Below are 18289 nucleotides of genomic sequence, written 5' to 3' on the forward strand. Positions count from 1 at the left end.
TTTTCTATTCCGTTTCCAGTTCCTTTTTCATCTTTTCCTTTTCAATTTGTTTTACACTTTTTTCAGGTGTGGGTAAATCCTCGGGCATAGTTCCTCCTAGTTCTTTTATAGTTTGTCTAACCTTTGCTCCTACTTCAAAATGTGTATTATTTGCATTATTTTTACCCTTAATGTTTTCTCGCCTTAGCTTTTCATCTGTTTGTGTTGCCCTGAATAAATTAGCAGCAAGTTCTGTGCTACCCATATGATCTAAAATTTGTTGACTCCTTTTAAGTTTTTTCTTTTGGTGAATTTCCTTTGCTCCTAGTCCACCGTAGAGTCCTTGATATCCTTTATTTTGAAAAATTGCATAATCTTTTGATGTTTCTATTCCTGCCATTTGTGCTGCTTCTGCTAAGGATTTGTTATGATTTTTTAATTCATTTCTAATTGCTAAACGCTTTTCTTCTTCTGTTAATTGCTTAAAATCCTCTTCTATTTCTCTTTCCCTTGTTTTAACTGCAAAATAAGTTTGACCAAGTGCTATTACTTCTTTTCTTGAATCTGCATTTTGTACTATTAAATAGCATGCATATCTTGAAAGCATAATATCCTCAATTTCCCTTTGGGCTCCTGAGCCAAGTTCGACCATATTGTTGACGTCAACAAAATGGTCCTCGACTATATACTCACTATTCTTACATGCCATCTTAGCTTTATCGATAACCAATAAGAAATTTCGCCATTCCTTATACTCTAAAGTCTTTTGCAATTCTCTCCCATACCAAAATTCAACACCATCTTCAGTCAAATGCTTTATGTTTTCAAATATTTTTTGTGAATAAGTTTTAATATTTGACATTGGTATCCCCCTTTTAATTTTGCTAAAGCCCCAGTTCTTTTAAATACCTTTTCATCTGCTCTTCCACTTTTGTAAGCTCTGATTTTATGTCCGTAATATTTTTAGCTACTTCTTCCATATTCACTGGCTCTTCCTCTTCAAAAGTATCTACATATCTTGGAATATTAAGATTATAATCGTTTTCTTTTACTTCTTCTTTGCTAGCTACATAGGAATATTTATCTATAGTTTCATAGTTTTCATATGTTTTTACTATTTTCTCTATATCCTGTTCTCTCAATTTGTTTTGATTTTTATCCTTTTCATAGTTGCCTTCCCCCGAAGCATCTATAAATAGAATATCTTTTCTAGCTCTATTTTTCTTAAACACCATTATGCAAGCTGGAATTCCAGTGCCATAAAATAATGATTCTGGTAAGCCTATTACTGCATCTAGTAGATTCATCTCTATTATTTGCTTCCTGATTCTTTCTTCACTGGCTCCTCTGAATAATACTCCATGTGGAAGTATAACAGCCATTCTTCCTTCCTCAGCTAAAGAATAAAGCATGTGCTGAACAAATGCAAAATCTCCTCTCGATGCAGGCGGTACTCCCCAATCGAATCTACCATAAGGATCCAGATTTGCCTCCATTTTAAATTTATTATCATTGTCTCCTGCAAAACCCATGGCCCATTTATCTAGGGAAAAAGGTGGATTGGCTACGACTACTTGGAACTTCATCAGTCTTCCATCTTCTAAGTGTAGAGGATTTGCTAAAGTGTCTCCCCAAGCAATTTTAGCATCATCAATACCATGCAAAAACATATTCATCATACAGAGTGAATGAGTTTGTCCATTTCTCTCCTGTCCATATACTGCTACTTTTCTACTAGGTACTTGATTTACTACTTTTATTAGTAAGGACCCGGATCCACAGGTAGGGTCATATATTCTATCATTTTCCCCTGGCTTGACAATTCTTGCAAGGAGTTCCGAAACCATAGAAGGCGTGAAAAATTCTCCACCCTTTTTCCCTGCATCTGATGCAAATCTTTCAATCATGAATTGATAAGCATCTCCAATAATATCATTTTCTCCTACTTTTGAAGGACTTAAATCAAGTTTCGCAAAGTCTTCTAATAATATTCTAAGCATAGCATTTCTGTCTTTAGTGTGACCTAATACTGCCTCGCTATTAAAGTCTATATTTCTAAATACACCTCTTAATTTACCTGCGTTTTCAGTTTCTAATCTTTCTAATGCCTTGTTGATTTCTTCTCCAACCTCAGGGTCATTTCTTTTGCTGTATAGATAGTCAAAGGTAGATTTTTCATCTAATATAAATCTTTCTCTTGACATTGCTCTTTTAATTCTTTCTTCATTTCCTTCATACTTTTCAATATATTTTCTTAGATGTTCCTTATAGGTATCGCTTAAATATTTAATAAAAAGCATTACAAGTACATAATCCTTATATATACTTGAATCTATTTTCCCCCTAAATGTATCTGAAGCTTCCCATAATGTTTGATTAATTTGTGACTGTGTGGTTTTATTATCCATAATAGCTCCTCCTTTAATCCATTTTTAGTAATTTGTCTGTTATTGTCTTATAGTACTTTTCCTTTTCTTCTATCAGTTTATATAATAGCTGTATTTCTCTTAGGTGTAGCTCTCTAATTTCCCATATCTTCTTTTGTTTTTCTATTGGAACTTCATCTATATCTAATGATGCAAGAATGCTTTTATTGGTAGTAGATATAGCCGTTCCAGTCTGTGATTTCATAAGTTCTTTTTTTACTTTATCGGTGTTAAGATACCATGTGATATACTCTGGAATAAATTTCTGTGTTGTGAGTTTTATAATGGCAAAATATGATGGTACTAAAAGACCTGATTTGCTTTTATCTATGTAAACACTAGTATGGGGATGACTTAATCGTATAAGGATATCACCTTCTTCGGTAAAATAACCATTATCTAATTCATCATTACTTTCAAAGGTTTCAAATTGTTCTTCATTAAAAGCTCCATTCTCTTCAATATTTTTTAAGGTTATTAGTTTGTATCTGCTTTCGACTTCATATTTTATGGATGCTTTTTTTCTAGATAGTACTAATCCTATTTTTATATCTGTAATTTCACCTAGTTTCATTTTGCACCTCCTTGTTAAATATAAAATAGTGCATTATTTTTATTTTGTTAAATTCATCATATAGCATTTTTCTTTTAGAGTCAATTCCCTTTTGTACTATTAATGATAAGCTTACAACGATGTCTCCTAAAAAAACAAATATTGTTATATATTTAATACTAATTTGGGTAAATATATATTAACGAAAAAACGAGGAGTGGTTATATGAAAAAATTAATAAGCATTGAATATTGTACTTCTTGAGGCTATCTAGGTAGAGCAGTTGCTCTAGCAGAAGGTATTTTAAATGAACATAGGAATTCTTTAGAGATGGTTAGCATTATTCCATCCTCTGGAGGGGTCTTTGAAATTAAAATCAATGATGAATTAATTTTCTCTAAAAAAGAGCTAAGTCGTTTTCCAAACGATGATGAAGTTGAGGAGATAATTAGAGAAAGGTTGTTTTAAAAATTTTATAAAGCTATTAGATTGCCAGTATTTCTGGATATTTTTTGCGGTTACAGTAGATTGGTGTTTAACAGTGTGAATTGAAGATAAAAATATTGGAGAGGTTTAATACCTCTCCTTGTTTTATTCTTTTTTAGTTTTTATTCTAAAAATAAAATAGTAATACTTGAAAATTACTACAGTTATTATAAATAATCTAGCATAGATATTGTCAATCATCACCAAGGGAAACATTAACATAAAATCTGAGATCATCATTAATGTTATCTTTCTCTTCAATGTCATTGATCTATCATTGATAAAATCCTCTGCATAATTCTTATATATCTTAGTGCCTCTAAACCATATATCAAAGCTATCCGAGCCCTTTACAAAAAATACGGAGGCTAATATTAAAAATGGAGTAGTTGGAAGTATAGGCAGTACAACCCCTATCATTCCAACTCCCATGGATATAATTCCTAATGTAATGAATAATAATTTATATATGTTCAACTGGTATCCTCTTTCTTATGTGTTTATTATTATGATTAATTATACCCCCTAGTAGTGATGTTTAACTATAAAATACTTTTATGATTTGTGATATACCAGTTTGGAATATATGTTTTAAAATCATCGTACCATTTTAGTACATTCTGCGCCTGCTTAAGCATTGTATTTATTTCTGCTTCTCCAAAGGGAATAGCCCAAGGAATAGCTGAGAGCTGATTAGTTCCAATATATAATGCCATTAATCTAAAAAAAGAATCTGGTACTTCATTATGGAAATATCCGTTAATATATCCCGTTGCAAATGCAGGACTAATATTAGCACAAAATACAATCCGGTTAAATTCTTCCCACGGGTCTCCATAATCCATTCTATTAAAATCAATTATGGCTAATTCACCTTCTGGTGTAATGATCATATTCCCGACATGATAATCTCCGTGCTGAAAGGATTGGGGCCGGTTTTGTAGAAGAATCCGATTGTCTTCAATATATTTAATCATTCTATCAGCACCGTGAAGATGAATACTGCAAGCTTTATAGTTAGCTATTTTTATATCTATTTTACGATTAAATCTTTCTTCCCAGCTAGATAACTTTTCAGGAGCAGGGATTTTATGTATTTGCATAAGATACTGTCCGGCCTTAATACCTAGAGAATACTGCTCTTCATTACTAAGCTTAGGAAGAATAATTTCTGCATCTTCTCCGTTAATCCAGGTAAGTAAGGAATAAACCAGTTGACCTTCATTACAAGTTCCAAAATCAATTGGCCAAGACATTAATATATCCATGTTAGTAAGATGTTTTAAGCTTTCGAATTCTTTCTTTTTATTTTCGTATTCAGATATTTTTGATACTCTAAGTAATAGTTCTTTTTTATCTACGGTTTTTATATAATATTTTTTATCATTTGACCATCCCTTATTAATCTGCTTTAATATACTCCAATTATTAGAGCCTGATATTTCATTAAAAGATGTTATCATAGTTTAGCCTCCTTTCCTTACTCCAAAGACTACTCTAAATACTTCTTCTTGTTAAGTAGCTTCTTGTTATGCCATTATCTATAAATCCGTTTCTTATATAGAACTTTTGAGCCGTCTTATTATTCAGTGCTGTGTCCGCATGCAAATATCTATACCCTTTTGCCAAACAATATTGGATTATATGATTTAGAAATTCTGTTCCCATTCCCTTTCCTTTGACCTTCTTATCGATACCAATCCATACTAAATAGATAATATCTTTCTCAGCTGATTCTGTAAGATTATCAATATATTTTATTTCTGCACTTCCTAATGCATTATTATCCCTGTCATACAGTATAAGCTTTTGTCTATTATCATCTAATTCGGATACCTTAATATAGCTATTGTTTGGATATTCTAATTTCTTTTCCGCCATATCGCAAATATAATAAATATTTTCATGCTCAATTTCAAATCCTTCTTCATATAGTAGCTTACCTATATAATTAAATTTTTCATGTAATTTCCCATGATTCCCGTTACAGCTCATACCCATTGCATGATAAAATGCATATATTTCTTTAATATTATTCCTTTCAAAAAAGTCCAAGGATAAACCCAATAGAGCCTTTCCAATATCAGCTCTTGTTCCCTCATAATATAAATTTCTTATAACGCCTATATTAATATCTTTAGCTATCTTTCCTGCCACAGTAAAATGAAATGTAGGTATGCCATATTGTATAAATCCTTTAACCTGATCATCTTCTTTAGAAATAAAGACTTTATTATTTTGGAAAATGGTCATACCTTCAAAGGTATCATCAAATAAGGAGCTTACAAATGATTGGTATGTTGTGTTGTAAAAATACGGTATGTTTTTCCCAATCTCATTCCAATAATCAAACAGAATCCTAACATTATCCTTGTTAACTTCAATAATCTGCATTATACATCCCCCTACATTATGTTGTTATTTTATTGTCCTTTCTGGCAGTGTTCCTAAATTATTAATTATTGCTTCTATCAATAATCTTTATTAACATTCTAATTAATAAGCTCTTTTACTATAATTTAATTTTTCAAGGGCCGATGCAGCTATTGTTAGCACTATAGTTAAACCACCCATTATTGCAAATGCTAATGGAAAATCTAAAATGCTTTTTCCTTCTAGCCAAACCCCTCGTAGCATATAAAGTCCATGTATCATTGGGTTTATTATTTCTAAAATACTAGTCATTGTCCTGCCAAATAACTCTGGTGGCAATGTTAATCCGCCAAAAACCATTTCAAAATAAAATACAAGTAAACCAATGGTCTGATAAGCAGCAGATTTTTTTAATATTGAAGATAAAAAATAGCCTAGAGAAAATTGAAACAATGTAATAATAAAAATTGCTAATATAACATTAATAATATTATTAAATGGTATGGTAATATTATTTGTAATGACTGCAACTAGTAACAAAGATAGAATCCCAATAAACTGACAAATGACAGTGGTTATGGATATAGATACTGCAATTTGTAATGGCTGAAATCCTAATAGCTTATATCTAATAAAATAATTCTTCTCTCTATATAAAGTTAATTTCAATCCAAATATCATAACTCCGCTATTAGCTATTGTAATAGGTATATAGCTAGGTATTATAAAATCCTGTGGTGGAAAGGCCCCAAAGTAGTTGGTCATACCTTTTAACATATAGGCAGACACTAAATAAAAAGCCACTGGTAATCCTATTAGAAAGAACATAGTTTGTAAATCTCTCATTTGTAACTTTAGTTGATAAAGGCTCAATGCTTTAAGCTTCTTCATAACAAACTTTTCCCTCCTTATCTAAGCTATACCCTGCTATTTTTAGAAATACATCCTCCAATGTAGGTGATTTCAGTACAAGATTTTTTATACCTACATTTGATAATAAGTCAATCAACACCTTCTCCTCTTCCTTTGTCTTTATCTGATACCTGTCATCCGTCAATTCTACAGTATTATATTTTAATAGCTTGAAGGAGGCCCTATTATCTTTAAGTTGAAACTCAATTACCTTTTGTCCATCAGAATAAGTGTCTATTGCATTAGTTACAGTACCTAAATATTTGATTTCTCCTTGGTTTAAAATAATTATCCTATCTGCTAGGTACTCTATTTCCTCTAAAAAATGGCTAGTTAAAACTACTGTTACCTCTTTTTCTTTATTTATTTCTTTTATCTTTTCCCATACTCTTCGTCTTGCTAAAGGGTCTAATCCAGTAGTTAGCTCATCTAAAAAGATTACATCTGGTTGATGTATTAATGTGAGAAGTATGGCTAGTCTTTGTCTGTTACCTCCTGATAGTTTGTTAACGTCTGTTTTTTCTTCATTTTCTAGGCCAAAGTCTTTTAATAAAGCTTTTAAATCCACATCGCTATTCGTTAAATCCTTATATAGCTTACATATATCTATTACCTTAGCATTATCTTCAAAGTAGCTATGCTGCATTTGAACACCTATATGATCATACATGCTTTTTTTATCAAATAGATATTCTATGCTACCTTGATCCCCCTTATATATATCCACCATACAATTTACCAAGGTAGTTTTACCGGCTCCATTGTGTCCCACTATACCTAGTATTTCTCCTGGCTGTACTTCAAAGCTAATATCTTTTAAAGCCACCTTATCCCCAAATTTTTTCGTTAAATTGTTTACTTTTATTAATTCTTTCATAGCTTTTCACCTCTTATGGTAAGTTTAACATCCTTACAAAAATTAGTTAATATTTTTCACACTTCTAAAAGGGGAGTTCATACTTGAATTAAGGTATTATGAAAAATAGCCCTAAATAAACAGGGCTATAGTTGTAATAATTTCATCTTTTCTTTTGTTATAAGTGCATTGCTTAATTCATCTGTATTTTTAAAATATATAATAAAAGAAGAGTCTCCATAGGGTTCGATTCTTTGAATATTTTTCAGATTTACTATATAAGATTTATGAGTTCTTAAGAAATTACTTGTCAATTTTTTTTCAATTTCTGAAAGGGTTAGGTTTGTATAATACTTCTTATCAATAGTGTTTATTACTAGTAAATTATGTTCTTTTTCTATGTAATTTATTTCGGGCATATTTATCATATGATAATCTTGTTTTTCTTTAATAATAAGTAGATTATTTGGTATTAAGGTTTTCTCCTGTCTTGAAGCAGATGCTTCTTTCATTATTCTTTCGATATTTTTCTTTACCCTCGAAAAATCAATAGGCTTAAGTATGTAATCTAGGGCTTTAACTTCGTATGAATCACATGCATAATCTCTATAGGCAGTGATAAATACAATTTTTAAATCTTCCTCTATAGACACCATGACTTTAGCTGCTTCAAGACCATCCATTATTGGCATATCTATATCCATAAAAGCAATATCTATATCATTATTTTTTACTATCTCAACAGCTTCCTCTCCATTTGAGGCTAGGAATATTTCTTTAACACCCTCTGTTTCTTCAATAACTTTTTCCAATACCCTTACGGTGTAATTATCATCGTCACAGATAAGAATATTAAGCACTGTTATCACCTACTTCTATAATAAATTCTATGTTGCTTTCGGAGGTATTTATATGAATTTTTCCTCCGTAGCTTTCTACTAGCTCTTTAACTATATATAGGCCATATCCCCTGCCTGCATTAGCCTTGGTAGAAAAACCTTGTTTGAAAAAACTAGTTATATCTATATTGTTTTCTTTATAAGGATTGCCAACCTTAAAAATATATCCCTTCATATCCTCTGTGTTTTCAACATGAAAATATATTTGCTGTGGTAATTCTTCATGTAGTAAAAGGTATTCGATGGAATTATCCAACAAATTGCCTATAATGCTTGCTATGTCCCATGGTTTTATTTTTGATAGCTTTACTCTACAGTATTTCTTCACAATAAACTCTATACCTTCTTTGTTAGCTAACTCCTTCTTAGTATTTACTACTGCAGTTAATGTTGGATTGCCTAATCTAAGAAATTGACCTGAAAATCTATAGGTCTCTGCTATTCCTTGAAGATAATCAATTGCTATAGACTGTTCATCTAACATCAGCATAGAGCTTACAGTTTGAATATGGTTTATATGATCATGTCCTTGTTTTCTAAACAAATCAATTAATGCCTCTGTATTTTTAAATTCAGCCTTTACAATCGCTAGCTCATTATTTTTGTCTGTTAAACGGATTAGTCTATACATTAGAAAAAAGTTGATTATACTAAATACAACAATTGCTCCCACTAGCCATTGGATTAAAATATTTTGCTTTTCAATGTTGTTTGTATTCAATATTTTCCTTACTATAAATATTATGAATAATAGCTGGGCTGTGTAAGGTAAGAGTGAATTATAAATCATTTTCTTTCTGCTTTCCAATCTCATTCCCCCTTTAAATCTGATTATTATTCATGATTTAACTATATTTAACTACTAATTTCAAAGGCCCTACTACTTTTTTCTAAGAGTTCCATAGCATATTTCTTAACATTATCTAATTTATTCTCCCAAATATTTTCATCATTCACATATTCGCATCCAAATATTTTTTGTGACATTTCGCTAATAATTCTATATGCTGCCACTGAATGACCATTATTGGGATTAGTATTGTCTGCCTCACTATATATCTCCTTTATTTTTTCATCATTATGCCAATAAATTAATTCCACTAGCTTAGCTCTATATTCCAAGTCAACAGTTGTTATATCTAAGTACTTTTTCTTATCATGGGCATGTTGTGCCTCATGCTTAAGAAATGAAATATTAAATTCTTCACTTTCCGTGTCGTATAAACTCCTCACACAACATAAGGTACCATCTTTGCCAACCCAGCCACCAGTCCCTGTTTCCCCAAAAGAAATAAAGTCCAACCAACTTCGCGAGATAAATCCGTCCATCATAATGATTGTATAGGGCTGAATACCACTTGGTAATTCTACTTCATAGGTTACTTTTGTAGAGCTTTCCCAAATATATGGTCCAAAAAAACCCGATGTATCTCCACATAAACATTCATAACCTTCTGCTTTAACCATCTTTTCAATTTCTTCTTCAATATTATCATCATTTGGCAAGTTTGGTTTTGTTCCGCTAAAAATTGTTAATTCTTGAAAAAGCAGTTTTTTTGCTTCTTCATTTGGTATATTCCTCCAAAATACATTCCTATAATAATTTTGATAGATTCTGTCTATACCCCCAACAATCTCATTGTCTGTTCTTTTATAATATTGTCCCTTTTCAAAAATATTAATGTACTTCTGAAGCCAATCTTTCTTATCAGGAAATTTACCGAGATAGTTCACCGCCTCATACAATTGTCCTTTCCATAAATATGATTTAAATTCAAGCTCATTAAACTTACTCATGTTTGACCCCTCCTAGATTAAAGTGATTTGGCAAATTTTTACTATTATAATACATCTCTCTAGGGATGGCATATTCATCGTGAAATACAGCATGTTATTCAAAATTATCCATATTTATTCCTTCTATACAATCATAACCCTGGGTTATACTATGCTGGATATAACTTGGACAATACTTGCATTGTCTTTCATTGTAAAGTCAATACTGCTCATTCAAAACTAGTTCATACAATATAAAGAATGCCCATTGACTCTGTTGTCATCTTAGACAGACAGTGTAAGCATTACTATCAGGGGATCTTAGACAAAGATTCTTCTCTACACTCAGAATGACAAAAACGCTAGGATGCCTAATTATACGACTATGTAGCATCACATTAAATCTCTAATTTTTAAATGGTCAAATTTATATTGTATAATTTCAATACATCTTCAAGACCTAATTTTACCTCTTCACGTGTAAAATTCCCTATTTCTAATTCTTCATCACTTAGTTTGTTTAGCCTGTCATAGAAATCCATGGCAACTTCAATATAAATTAAATCACTATTGTTAATTTCTTCAAACAAAATATTTTCTGCTTCATTGAGTCTCAGTTGGTTTATCAAATCAACCAATCTTTCATATAATCTATGGATTTCTAGTGAATTGCTTTCATCAGAAACATTAAATTGTATATTGTCTTTTTTGAAAATTAATTTTGCTATCATTTTTACCATCATTTCAATTTGCCTCATAACCCAATCTTGATGATACATAAAATTTTCACCTCATTTTTTTACTTATACCTTAGGAATAATATGAAAATCTCAAATTAAATCAGTTTTTAGTATAACTATTTTTCTATACGAATTATAATTTTCTTTTTAAACAAGCCTTTTCCAACCATCAAAATTATCTTTCCTTTTTTCTCGATCTTCTTTATGGGCTTCCCCAACTTTTTTTCTAGCATTGTAATGGTTTGCTCGTCAGGTATTCCTATAATTCCAATTGCTGATGCTTCTTTTTTCATTTTGATACCCCCAATTGATACCTATTGTTCTTATCCCTCTAATCCATTTTTAGCAATAATCAGCTTAATATCCTCATAGCTAATGTCTTCTGGTAGAGCTTCTTTTATAGGCTTTAGTTTCTCTAGCCCTATTCTATTTATAACATCTAATATCTTTTCTTCCTTTAAAGGGTCATCTATAAATCTTAACCAGTCAACAGATTGTCCATTATCATCACATTTTTTTAAGTGCTGAATTATTGTCGCTACAGTAAAACCTCTTTTATCTGCTATTTCTTTTAATGATAATCCCTGCAAATAACAATCATATGTTAATCTGTACCTATCTTCTTTATTATCTTCTACTGTTTTCTCTACTTTTGATTCCGTCTTTTCTTCTTTTCTAAGTTCTTTAATATCTATATCCTTCTCAGTACAATAATCCTTAATCAAACTCATGAATGCTTCTCCATAGCTCTCATATTTTTTAAGTCCAACTCCGTTTATTGTCAGCATTCCTTCTTTATCCTGTGGAAAATATTCTGCCATTGCTTTTAAGGTTGAGTCATGAAAGACCATAAATGGAGCTATTTGCTTTTCCCTTGCTATAGAATGCCTTAGTTCTCTTAGCTTGAGGAATAATTCATTGTCATAGTTTGAACCTACATCCTTTTTTCTTTGTTCTTCTTTGTCTCTAGCTGAGCCTTTTCTTTCGATTAAATGCTTTTTATGATATACCTTTGTTTCTCCTCTTAAAACCCCTAGGGCCTTTGAGGTGAGCTTTAGTATGGGAAATTTATCTGCAGTCATATGAATATATCCCATAGATACTAAGGTCATAGTTATTTCTCTTATTGCAGTATCGCTATAAGTTTCCATTATCCCATAGGTAGAGACCTTATCAAGCCCCCATTCTAGCAATCTTTTGTTCTTTGAGCCTCTTAAAACTTGTATTATAGTAGTCAATCCATACCTTTCGTTTGTTCTATATATACAGGATAATATTTTCTGTGCTTCTATTGTAACGTCCATCATTTCTGACTGGTCTATGCAATTGCCACAGTTGTTGCAATTATGTTCTTCTACCATTTCGCCAAAATAAGTTAATATAACTTTTCGCAAGCAATCATTTGTATGACAATAATCCACCAGATACTGAAGATTTTTATATAATATTTCCTCACGTTCTTGTGATAGATATTCATTTTGTATAATGAGCTTTTGTTTTACAACATCTGATGGTGAATAGAGTAATATGCAATGACTTTTTTCTCCATCCCTTCCCGCTCTACCTGCCTCTTGATAATAGGCCTCCATATTTTTAGGCATATTATAATGAATTACAAATCTGACATCTGGCTTGTCTATTCCCATTCCAAAAGCATTAGTTGCTACAATTATCTTAGCTCTGTTAAATATAAAATCTTCTTGATTATTTTGACGTTCCTCTCCTTCCATTCCACCATGGTATTCTACAACAGAAAAGCCTTCCTCCCTAAGCTTTCTTGCTAAAGACTCTACGGTCTTTCTTGTAGAGCAATATATTATTCCTGATTCGCCCTGGAAGTTATCTCTTAAATAGTTCAGTAAATACGAGAACTTATTACTCGCCTTTATAACCTGATAAAATAGATTTGGTCTATCGAAGCCTATTATGGATTCTGTTGGATTATTCAATTTAATAAGATATTTGATTTCCTCAATTATTTCTTCAGTAGCTGTTGCTGTAAATGCTGCAACTACAGGTCTTTCTTCTAATGAATTTATGAATGTAGGTATTTCTAAATAGCTAGGTCTGAAATCATGTCCCCATTGGCTTATGCAATGAGCCTCATCAACTGCAACTAAGGATACCTTTACCCCTTTTATTAGTTCTTTAAAAAAGCCTGTATTTAATCGTTCTGGTGCAACATAAACTATTTTATATTTATTCTCTCTTATTTCTCTAAGCCTTTCCATAAGTTTATTCTGCTCAAGGGTACTATTAATATAGGTTCCTGATATCCCCATTTCATTTAAAGAGTCCACTTGATCCTTCATAAGAGATATAAGAGGTGAAATCACTATAGCTATTCCATCTAAAACTATGGCTGGTAGCTGATAACAAAGAGACTTGCCACCACCAGTAGGCATTATTCCTAAAACATCCCTACCGTCTATAATCCCTCTAACTAATTTCTCTTGACCTTTTTTAAACTCTTCATATCCAAAATACATTTTTAATATCTGATAAATATCCATCTTTTTTCTCCTTTAAAATTCTTTATAAAATAAGTATATCATTATTTATTAATAAAATTAAATATAGCTAAAACCATGTTACTTATCTACTTAATTATTATGTTGAAGTAATTTTACTTAAAAATGGGAAACATATTATACGAAAGAATAATCTTTAAATATTTTTAAAGGGAGGTAAGCAAATTTGAGTAAGGAATTAAAAAATAATGTGAACAATGGGGTATTTGAAGATTTCAAACCATATGTTCCTGCTGACAAAACTATACCCGAGATAACTACTACATCTACTATCATTGGTATTTTAATGTCTATAATATTTGGTGCTGCTAATGCTTACATAGGATTAAGAGTAGGAATGACAATAAGTGCTTCAATTCCTGCAGCAGTAATATCCATGGGTATTATTAGAGGAATAATGAAGCGAGATTCCATACTTGAAAACAACATGGTTCAAACTATAGGCTCGGCAGGAGAGTCTCTTGCCGCAGGAGCAATCTTTACTTTACCTGCGCTTTTCATATGGTCTAGAGAGCTAGGAATGGCTCAGCCAAACTTATTAAAGATTATAGCAATAGCCTTAATTGGAGGAGCCCTAGGTGTGTTTTTAATGCTTCCACTTAGAAAAGCTTTAATAGTTAAAGAGCATAAAACTCTTCCTTATCCAGAAGGAACTGCCTGTGCAGAGGTTCTCATTGCAGGGGAATCTGGGGGTGCAAAGGCCAAAACTGTGTTTGCAGGACTTGGTATAGGCTCTCTGTTTAAATTCTTAGCAGATGGAATAAAGCTTTTTCCAAGTGAGATAGAGTGGGAAATAAGAGGGTATAGGGGAGCAGCTATTGGTATGGACACTCTTCCAGCTTTACTAGGAGTTGGGTTTATAGTGGGTCCTCAAATCTCTGCTTATATGCTAGCAGGCGCTGTTTTAGGATGGTTAGTTATTATCCCTTTGATGACTCATTTAGGACAATTTGTAACTTTACCTATATATCCGTCTACAGTACCCTTAAGTCAGTTAGATTATTGGGGGATTTGGGATAGCTATATCAGGTATATTGGAGCTGGCGCTGTGGCTTTTGGTGGTATACTTAGCTTAATCAAATCACTTCCTCTCATTTTTAGTGCCTTTAGGGGTGCTCTTGGTGGTTTTAAGGTAGGCATGGAAAATCAAGGTGTTCTTAGAACTGACGAGGATATGTCTATTAAATTAGCTTTTTTAGGTATCATCATTCTTGTTGCCATAATAGGATTTACTCCAATAATACCAGTGGGTCCTTTAGGCGCAATATTAATCGCAGTATTTGGATTTTTCTTTGCTACAGTTTCGTCTAGACTAGTGGGCTTAGTTGGAAGTACTAACAATCCAGTTTCAGGCATGACTATAGCTACCCTTCTTATTACTAGTATTGTGTTTAAGGCTACTGGGTTTATTGGCCCTGACGGAATGATTGGTGCATTATCTGTTGGCGCAGTTATATGTGTCATAAGTGCAATGGCAGGGGATATGTCTCAGGATTTGAAAACAGGATTTATAGTTGGTGCTACACCTAGAAAACAGCAATATGGTGAGCTAATAGGAGTTATATCCTCTGGCTTGGTCATCGGATTTGTGTTGGTACTGTTGAATAATGCATGGGGCTTTGGTTCATCGGAGTTACCAGCACCTCAAGCTACTTTAATGAAGCTGGTCATAGAAGGAGTAATGAGCGGTAACTTGCCCTGGGTGCTAGTATTTATTGGAGTAGGCATAGGAATAGTCGTTGAACTATTGCGTATTCAGATATTACCTTTTGCAGTAGGATTATATCTTCCTATTCATTTGAGTACACCTATTATGATTGGTGGAATTTTAAGAGGACTTCTAGAAAGGACTACTAAGGATGAGACCCTCTTAAAAGATAAGATTGACGGTGGTATATTATATTCATCAGGGCTTATAGCAGGAGAAGGCCTTATAGGAATAACCTTAGCTGTATTAGCTATAATTCCAGCTGGAGCAGTAACTGTAGGAGAGCTATTAGCCTTTGGTGGCAATGTATTAGGTAAATATGGCTCTTTAATCTTATTTGCATTGCTTGCGCTTTCCCTTATGAGATATTCTTTTTGGAAAAAGCCTGATTAAAGAGGTAAAACTTTTCCAATCGTCATAAAAAAAGAACTGTTGTTATTTAAGTATTGTGATAAATAACAGCAGTTCCTTTTTATTTTATATCAAGGTATTCTTTCCTACCTTAACCCATCTGCAAAGCTTATCTTCACATAAATCTATAACTGTAAATAGTATAAAGCCTAAAAGTCCTAACCCTACAATACCACTAAACATTTCAAGGTAATTTACCATGCTCCAGCTATTCATGATAAAATACCCTATCCCATAAGAAGTTGCAAAGTTCTCAGCAAAAAACAACACTGCTATACTGACACCTATACTAAGCCTTAGGGCTGTAAAAAGTTTAGGTAATATGGCTGGAAGTATTAAATGCCTATATACCTGACTTCTAGCTAGTCCTAAGGATTTGACAGACATCATAAGCTCTTTAGGTATTTCCTTTACTCCATCTCTGGCTCCTAAAATAATTTGAAATATTACTATAATAATAATTAAAGCAATCTTTGGTATATCTCCTAAACCCCAAAGTATCATAAGTATTGGAAGAAATGCTATTTTAGGCAAAGGGTATAATATATAAACAATGGGGCTAATAAAATCATCAGCCTTTTTATTTACCCCTATCCACACTCCTATGATAACGCCTAATATCAAAGAAAATATTACAGCCACTGTAATTCTCCACAGGCTAACTAATAGATGTGGAAGCAAAACCTTAGGAAATATGATAATAAAGTTCTCAATAGTATCAAAGGGTGATGGTATAACTGCTGATTTCAAGGAAGCATGCAGAACATACCACATAGTCAATACAATAAGGTTAGCATATATGGTTTTAAAATGTTTTTTCCATGAACTTCTATATATCTTCATGTATCCACTTCCTAATCTCTAAGCAAAACTTGTAGAAATCAATGTTTTCTCTTAATTTATCCTTCCCAAAGTAAGGATTATCCATAATATGCACTATTCCTGCTTTTTTCATGATAACAATCTTTTGTCCTAAAAAGGCTGCCTCCTCAATATTATGAGTTACTGTAATCAGTGTAATAGGCTTTCTCTTGTAAATATTTAGAATAATATTTTGTATATGCTCCTTTGTCATTGCATCAAGAGCAGATGAGGGCTCATCCATAAGCAGAAGATCTGGCTCTAGTGCCAAGGTTCTTCCTATAGCAACTCTTTGCTTTTGTCCTCCACTTAGTTCTCCTGGGTATTTACTTCTATATTCATATATGCCTAGCTCTCTAAGGATATCTTCTACTTTTTCATTAGCTTCATCCTTATTAAAGCCTCTGCATAGTAATGCAAAGGCTACATTATTCCAAACAGTCTTCCAAGGAAGGAGCCCATAATCCTGTAATATAACTCCTGTATTCTTACGGACATTAGTCAGTTCTTGTCCATCTATTAGTACTTTACCCTCATTTGGCTTTATCAAGGCTCCTATAGAATATAATAAAGTGGTCTTGCCACAGCCAGAAGGCCCTATAATAGCACAGGTTGTGTTTTTTTCTACATGAAGGTTTACATTTTGAAGAGCTATTTCGCTTCCATAGCTTACATGTAAATCCTTTATACTAATCATTATTTTACAAACTTCCCTTCAACAAGCTCTTCATATTTTAAATCTATTTTTTTACCTAATACTTTTTCATTCCAGCTAATTATCTTTTCAATATACTCTTTGCTTGGTACTCTTGCTTTGTTATACTCTGGTAAAGCAATCTTGTCCTTTACTTCAGGATTTAGCTTTAACTCTTGGATTAATATATCTCTGGCTATATTTTCATCCTTCCTAATCTCTTCAACAGCTTTGTTATAAGCTTTATGAAATAATTCAATTTCTTTTTCTTTATTTTTTATAGCATCCCCTGTAAATACCATAATCTCAGGAGAAAACTCATCTTTGCTATTGTAAATTCTCTTTTCCAGACCCATTAGCTCTCCTTGAGATGCAACAGGTTCTGGAAGTACTGCCATATCTATTTGTCCTTGATTTATCATTTCTAATCTTGCAGGAATTTCGTTTATAAATATTTTATCCATACTGTATTCTTCAATAAGAAACTCATCTGCAAGGTAATTAACTACACTTACTTCCATAAGCCCTACTTTAATATCCTTTTTTTCTTCAAAATCCTTTCTTACTAATATAGGAAAGCTCCCATCAGTACTGGTAGTAACCTTTATATCAAAGCCATTTTGCACATTATTAACTAATGCAATAACATCCGTCATAGCTCCATCTAGCTCACCACTTTGAAGAGCGCTTTGTCTATTCATAGCATTCATATATATTTGAACATCCACGTCCAAACCTAATTCCTCAAAATAACTATTCTTTGCTGCAACAAAAATAGGTGCTGAGTCAACTGCTGGCATAACTCCAACCTTTAATCTTAGTTTTTCCACTGTATTAGGCTTCTCCAATTGTGATTCTTCATTTAGATTTCCCTTGGAAGTACATCCTACCATCCATATTAAAGACATGATAACAATAAATAAAGCTGTCCATTTAAATTTTTTCATCTGTATTCCTCCGTTCTATATTTAAGATCCATACTAATTTTACTCCTAAAAGTTTGTTAAATCAATGTCATAGATGGTTTTGGTTATAAAGTAAACGGAATTTATATTGTATCAGTTTACATTAAAGAAATATACTT

At 32.2% G+C, this 18289-nt stretch carries 18 protein-coding genes and 1 pseudogene; 2 read left to right on the forward strand and 17 right to left on the reverse strand.

The features are described 5' to 3' along the window. Window positions 1–4: 4 nt before the first annotated feature. Genes dinD through BLV37_RS03845 form a run of 3 tightly spaced genes read right to left on the reverse strand, consistent with a single transcriptional unit; the run spans window position 5 to window position 2979 of the window. The gene (gene dinD, locus BLV37_RS03835) at window positions 5–841 is read right to left on the reverse strand and encodes a DNA damage-inducible protein D (RefSeq protein ID WP_091727522.1); all 837 of its coding nucleotides are present in this window, start codon (window positions 839–841) and stop codon (window positions 5–7) included. A gap of 22 nt (window positions 842–863) precedes the next feature. Continuing rightward, complete coding sequence (locus tag BLV37_RS03840) at window positions 864–2387, reverse strand: type I restriction-modification system subunit M (protein WP_091727525.1); 1524 nt, start codon at window positions 2385–2387, stop codon at window positions 864–866. A gap of 13 nt (window positions 2388–2400) precedes the next feature. Next, on the reverse strand, window positions 2401–2979 hold the full coding sequence (locus BLV37_RS03845) for a restriction endonuclease subunit S (RefSeq protein WP_091727527.1): 579 nt from the start codon (window positions 2977–2979) through the stop codon (window positions 2401–2403). Between the two features lie 255 nt (window positions 2980–3234). Between BLV37_RS03845 and BLV37_RS03850 the strand changes: the two are divergent. Continuing rightward, window positions 3235–3426: pseudogene (locus BLV37_RS03850) on the forward strand (Rdx family protein); the annotation flags it as partial. Between the two features lie 123 nt (window positions 3427–3549). On the opposite strand, the gene BLV37_RS03855 reads toward BLV37_RS03850, so the two are convergent. The 11 genes from BLV37_RS03855 to recQ form a co-directional block, all read right to left on the reverse strand. Then, the gene (locus BLV37_RS03855) at window positions 3550–3921 is read right to left on the reverse strand and encodes a YbaN family protein (RefSeq protein ID WP_091727532.1); all 372 of its coding nucleotides are present in this window, start codon (window positions 3919–3921) and stop codon (window positions 3550–3552) included. A gap of 65 nt (window positions 3922–3986) precedes the next feature. Further along, entirely contained in the window at window positions 3987–4907 is a 921-nt protein-coding gene (locus tag BLV37_RS03860) for an aminoglycoside phosphotransferase family protein (RefSeq protein ID WP_091727535.1), read from the reverse strand. A gap of 34 nt (window positions 4908–4941) precedes the next feature. Then, window positions 4942–5838 (reverse strand): GNAT family N-acetyltransferase, encoded by an 897-nt coding sequence (locus BLV37_RS03865; protein ID WP_091727537.1) that lies wholly within the window; start codon window positions 5836–5838, stop codon window positions 4942–4944. 102 nt (window positions 5839–5940) lie between these two features. Continuing rightward, window positions 5941–6708 carry an ABC transporter permease gene (locus BLV37_RS03870; RefSeq protein WP_091727540.1) on the reverse strand — a complete coding sequence of 256 codons (768 nt, stop codon included), beginning with the start codon at window positions 6706–6708 and terminating at the stop codon, window positions 5941–5943. Next, window positions 6695–7606 carry an ABC transporter ATP-binding protein gene (locus tag BLV37_RS03875; RefSeq protein ID WP_091727543.1) on the reverse strand — a complete coding sequence of 304 codons (912 nt, stop codon included), beginning with the start codon at window positions 7604–7606 and terminating at the stop codon, window positions 6695–6697. The genes BLV37_RS03870 and BLV37_RS03875 overlap by 14 nt, the downstream gene beginning before the upstream one ends. Window positions 7607–7731: 125 nt before the next feature. Further along, window positions 7732–8445 carry a LytR/AlgR family response regulator transcription factor gene (locus tag BLV37_RS03880; RefSeq protein WP_176967857.1) on the reverse strand — a complete coding sequence of 238 codons (714 nt, stop codon included), beginning with the start codon at window positions 8443–8445 and terminating at the stop codon, window positions 7732–7734. Continuing rightward, on the reverse strand, window positions 8438–9292 hold the full coding sequence (locus BLV37_RS03885; protein ID WP_176967858.1) for a sensor histidine kinase: 855 nt from the start codon (window positions 9290–9292) through the stop codon (window positions 8438–8440). The genes BLV37_RS03880 and BLV37_RS03885 overlap by 8 nt, the downstream gene beginning before the upstream one ends. 47 nt (window positions 9293–9339) lie before the next feature. Continuing rightward, the gene (locus BLV37_RS03890) at window positions 9340–10281 is read right to left on the reverse strand and encodes a hypothetical protein (protein WP_091727551.1); all 942 of its coding nucleotides are present in this window, start codon (window positions 10279–10281) and stop codon (window positions 9340–9342) included. Between the two features lie 392 nt (window positions 10282–10673). Continuing rightward, the gene (locus tag BLV37_RS03895; RefSeq protein WP_091727553.1) at window positions 10674–11039 is read right to left on the reverse strand and encodes a DUF6483 family protein; all 366 of its coding nucleotides are present in this window, start codon (window positions 11037–11039) and stop codon (window positions 10674–10676) included. A 77-nt stretch (window positions 11040–11116) separates the two neighbouring features. Further along, the gene (locus tag BLV37_RS14960; RefSeq protein WP_176967860.1) at window positions 11117–11293 is read right to left on the reverse strand and encodes a hypothetical protein; all 177 of its coding nucleotides are present in this window, start codon (window positions 11291–11293) and stop codon (window positions 11117–11119) included. Window positions 11294–11323: 30 nt separating this feature from the next. Next, window positions 11324–13513 carry a DNA helicase RecQ gene (gene recQ, locus BLV37_RS03900; RefSeq protein WP_091727555.1) on the reverse strand — a complete coding sequence of 730 codons (2190 nt, stop codon included), beginning with the start codon at window positions 13511–13513 and terminating at the stop codon, window positions 11324–11326. A gap of 184 nt (window positions 13514–13697) precedes the next feature. Here recQ and BLV37_RS03905 point away from each other — a divergent pair, with 184 nt between their 5' ends. Then, the gene (locus BLV37_RS03905) at window positions 13698–15632 is read left to right on the forward strand and encodes an OPT family oligopeptide transporter (protein WP_091727558.1); all 1935 of its coding nucleotides are present in this window, start codon (window positions 13698–13700) and stop codon (window positions 15630–15632) included. A gap of 84 nt (window positions 15633–15716) precedes the next feature. Here BLV37_RS03905 and BLV37_RS03910 read toward each other — a convergent pair whose 3' ends face one another. From BLV37_RS03910 to BLV37_RS03920, 3 genes are read right to left on the reverse strand one after another with little or no spacing between them, the layout of a single operon-like run. Further along, window positions 15717–16493, reverse strand: a complete 777-nt coding sequence (locus BLV37_RS03910; protein ID WP_091727559.1) for an ABC transporter permease — start codon at window positions 16491–16493, stop codon at window positions 15717–15719. Then, window positions 16480–17208, reverse strand: coding sequence for an ABC transporter ATP-binding protein (locus BLV37_RS03915; RefSeq protein WP_091727562.1), 729 nt, complete (start codon window positions 17206–17208; stop codon window positions 16480–16482). Before BLV37_RS03915 ends, BLV37_RS03910 begins: the two co-directional genes overlap by 14 nt. Next, window positions 17208–18152, reverse strand: a complete 945-nt coding sequence (locus BLV37_RS03920; protein ID WP_091727564.1) for an ABC transporter substrate-binding protein — start codon at window positions 18150–18152, stop codon at window positions 17208–17210. Before BLV37_RS03920 ends, BLV37_RS03915 begins: the two co-directional genes overlap by 1 nt. Between the last annotated feature and the right edge of the window lie 137 nt (window positions 18153–18289).

Source organism: Proteiniborus ethanoligenes, assembly GCF_900107485.1.
GTDB classification, from domain to species: Bacteria; Bacillota; Clostridia; order Tissierellales; family Proteiniboraceae; genus Proteiniborus; species Proteiniborus ethanoligenes.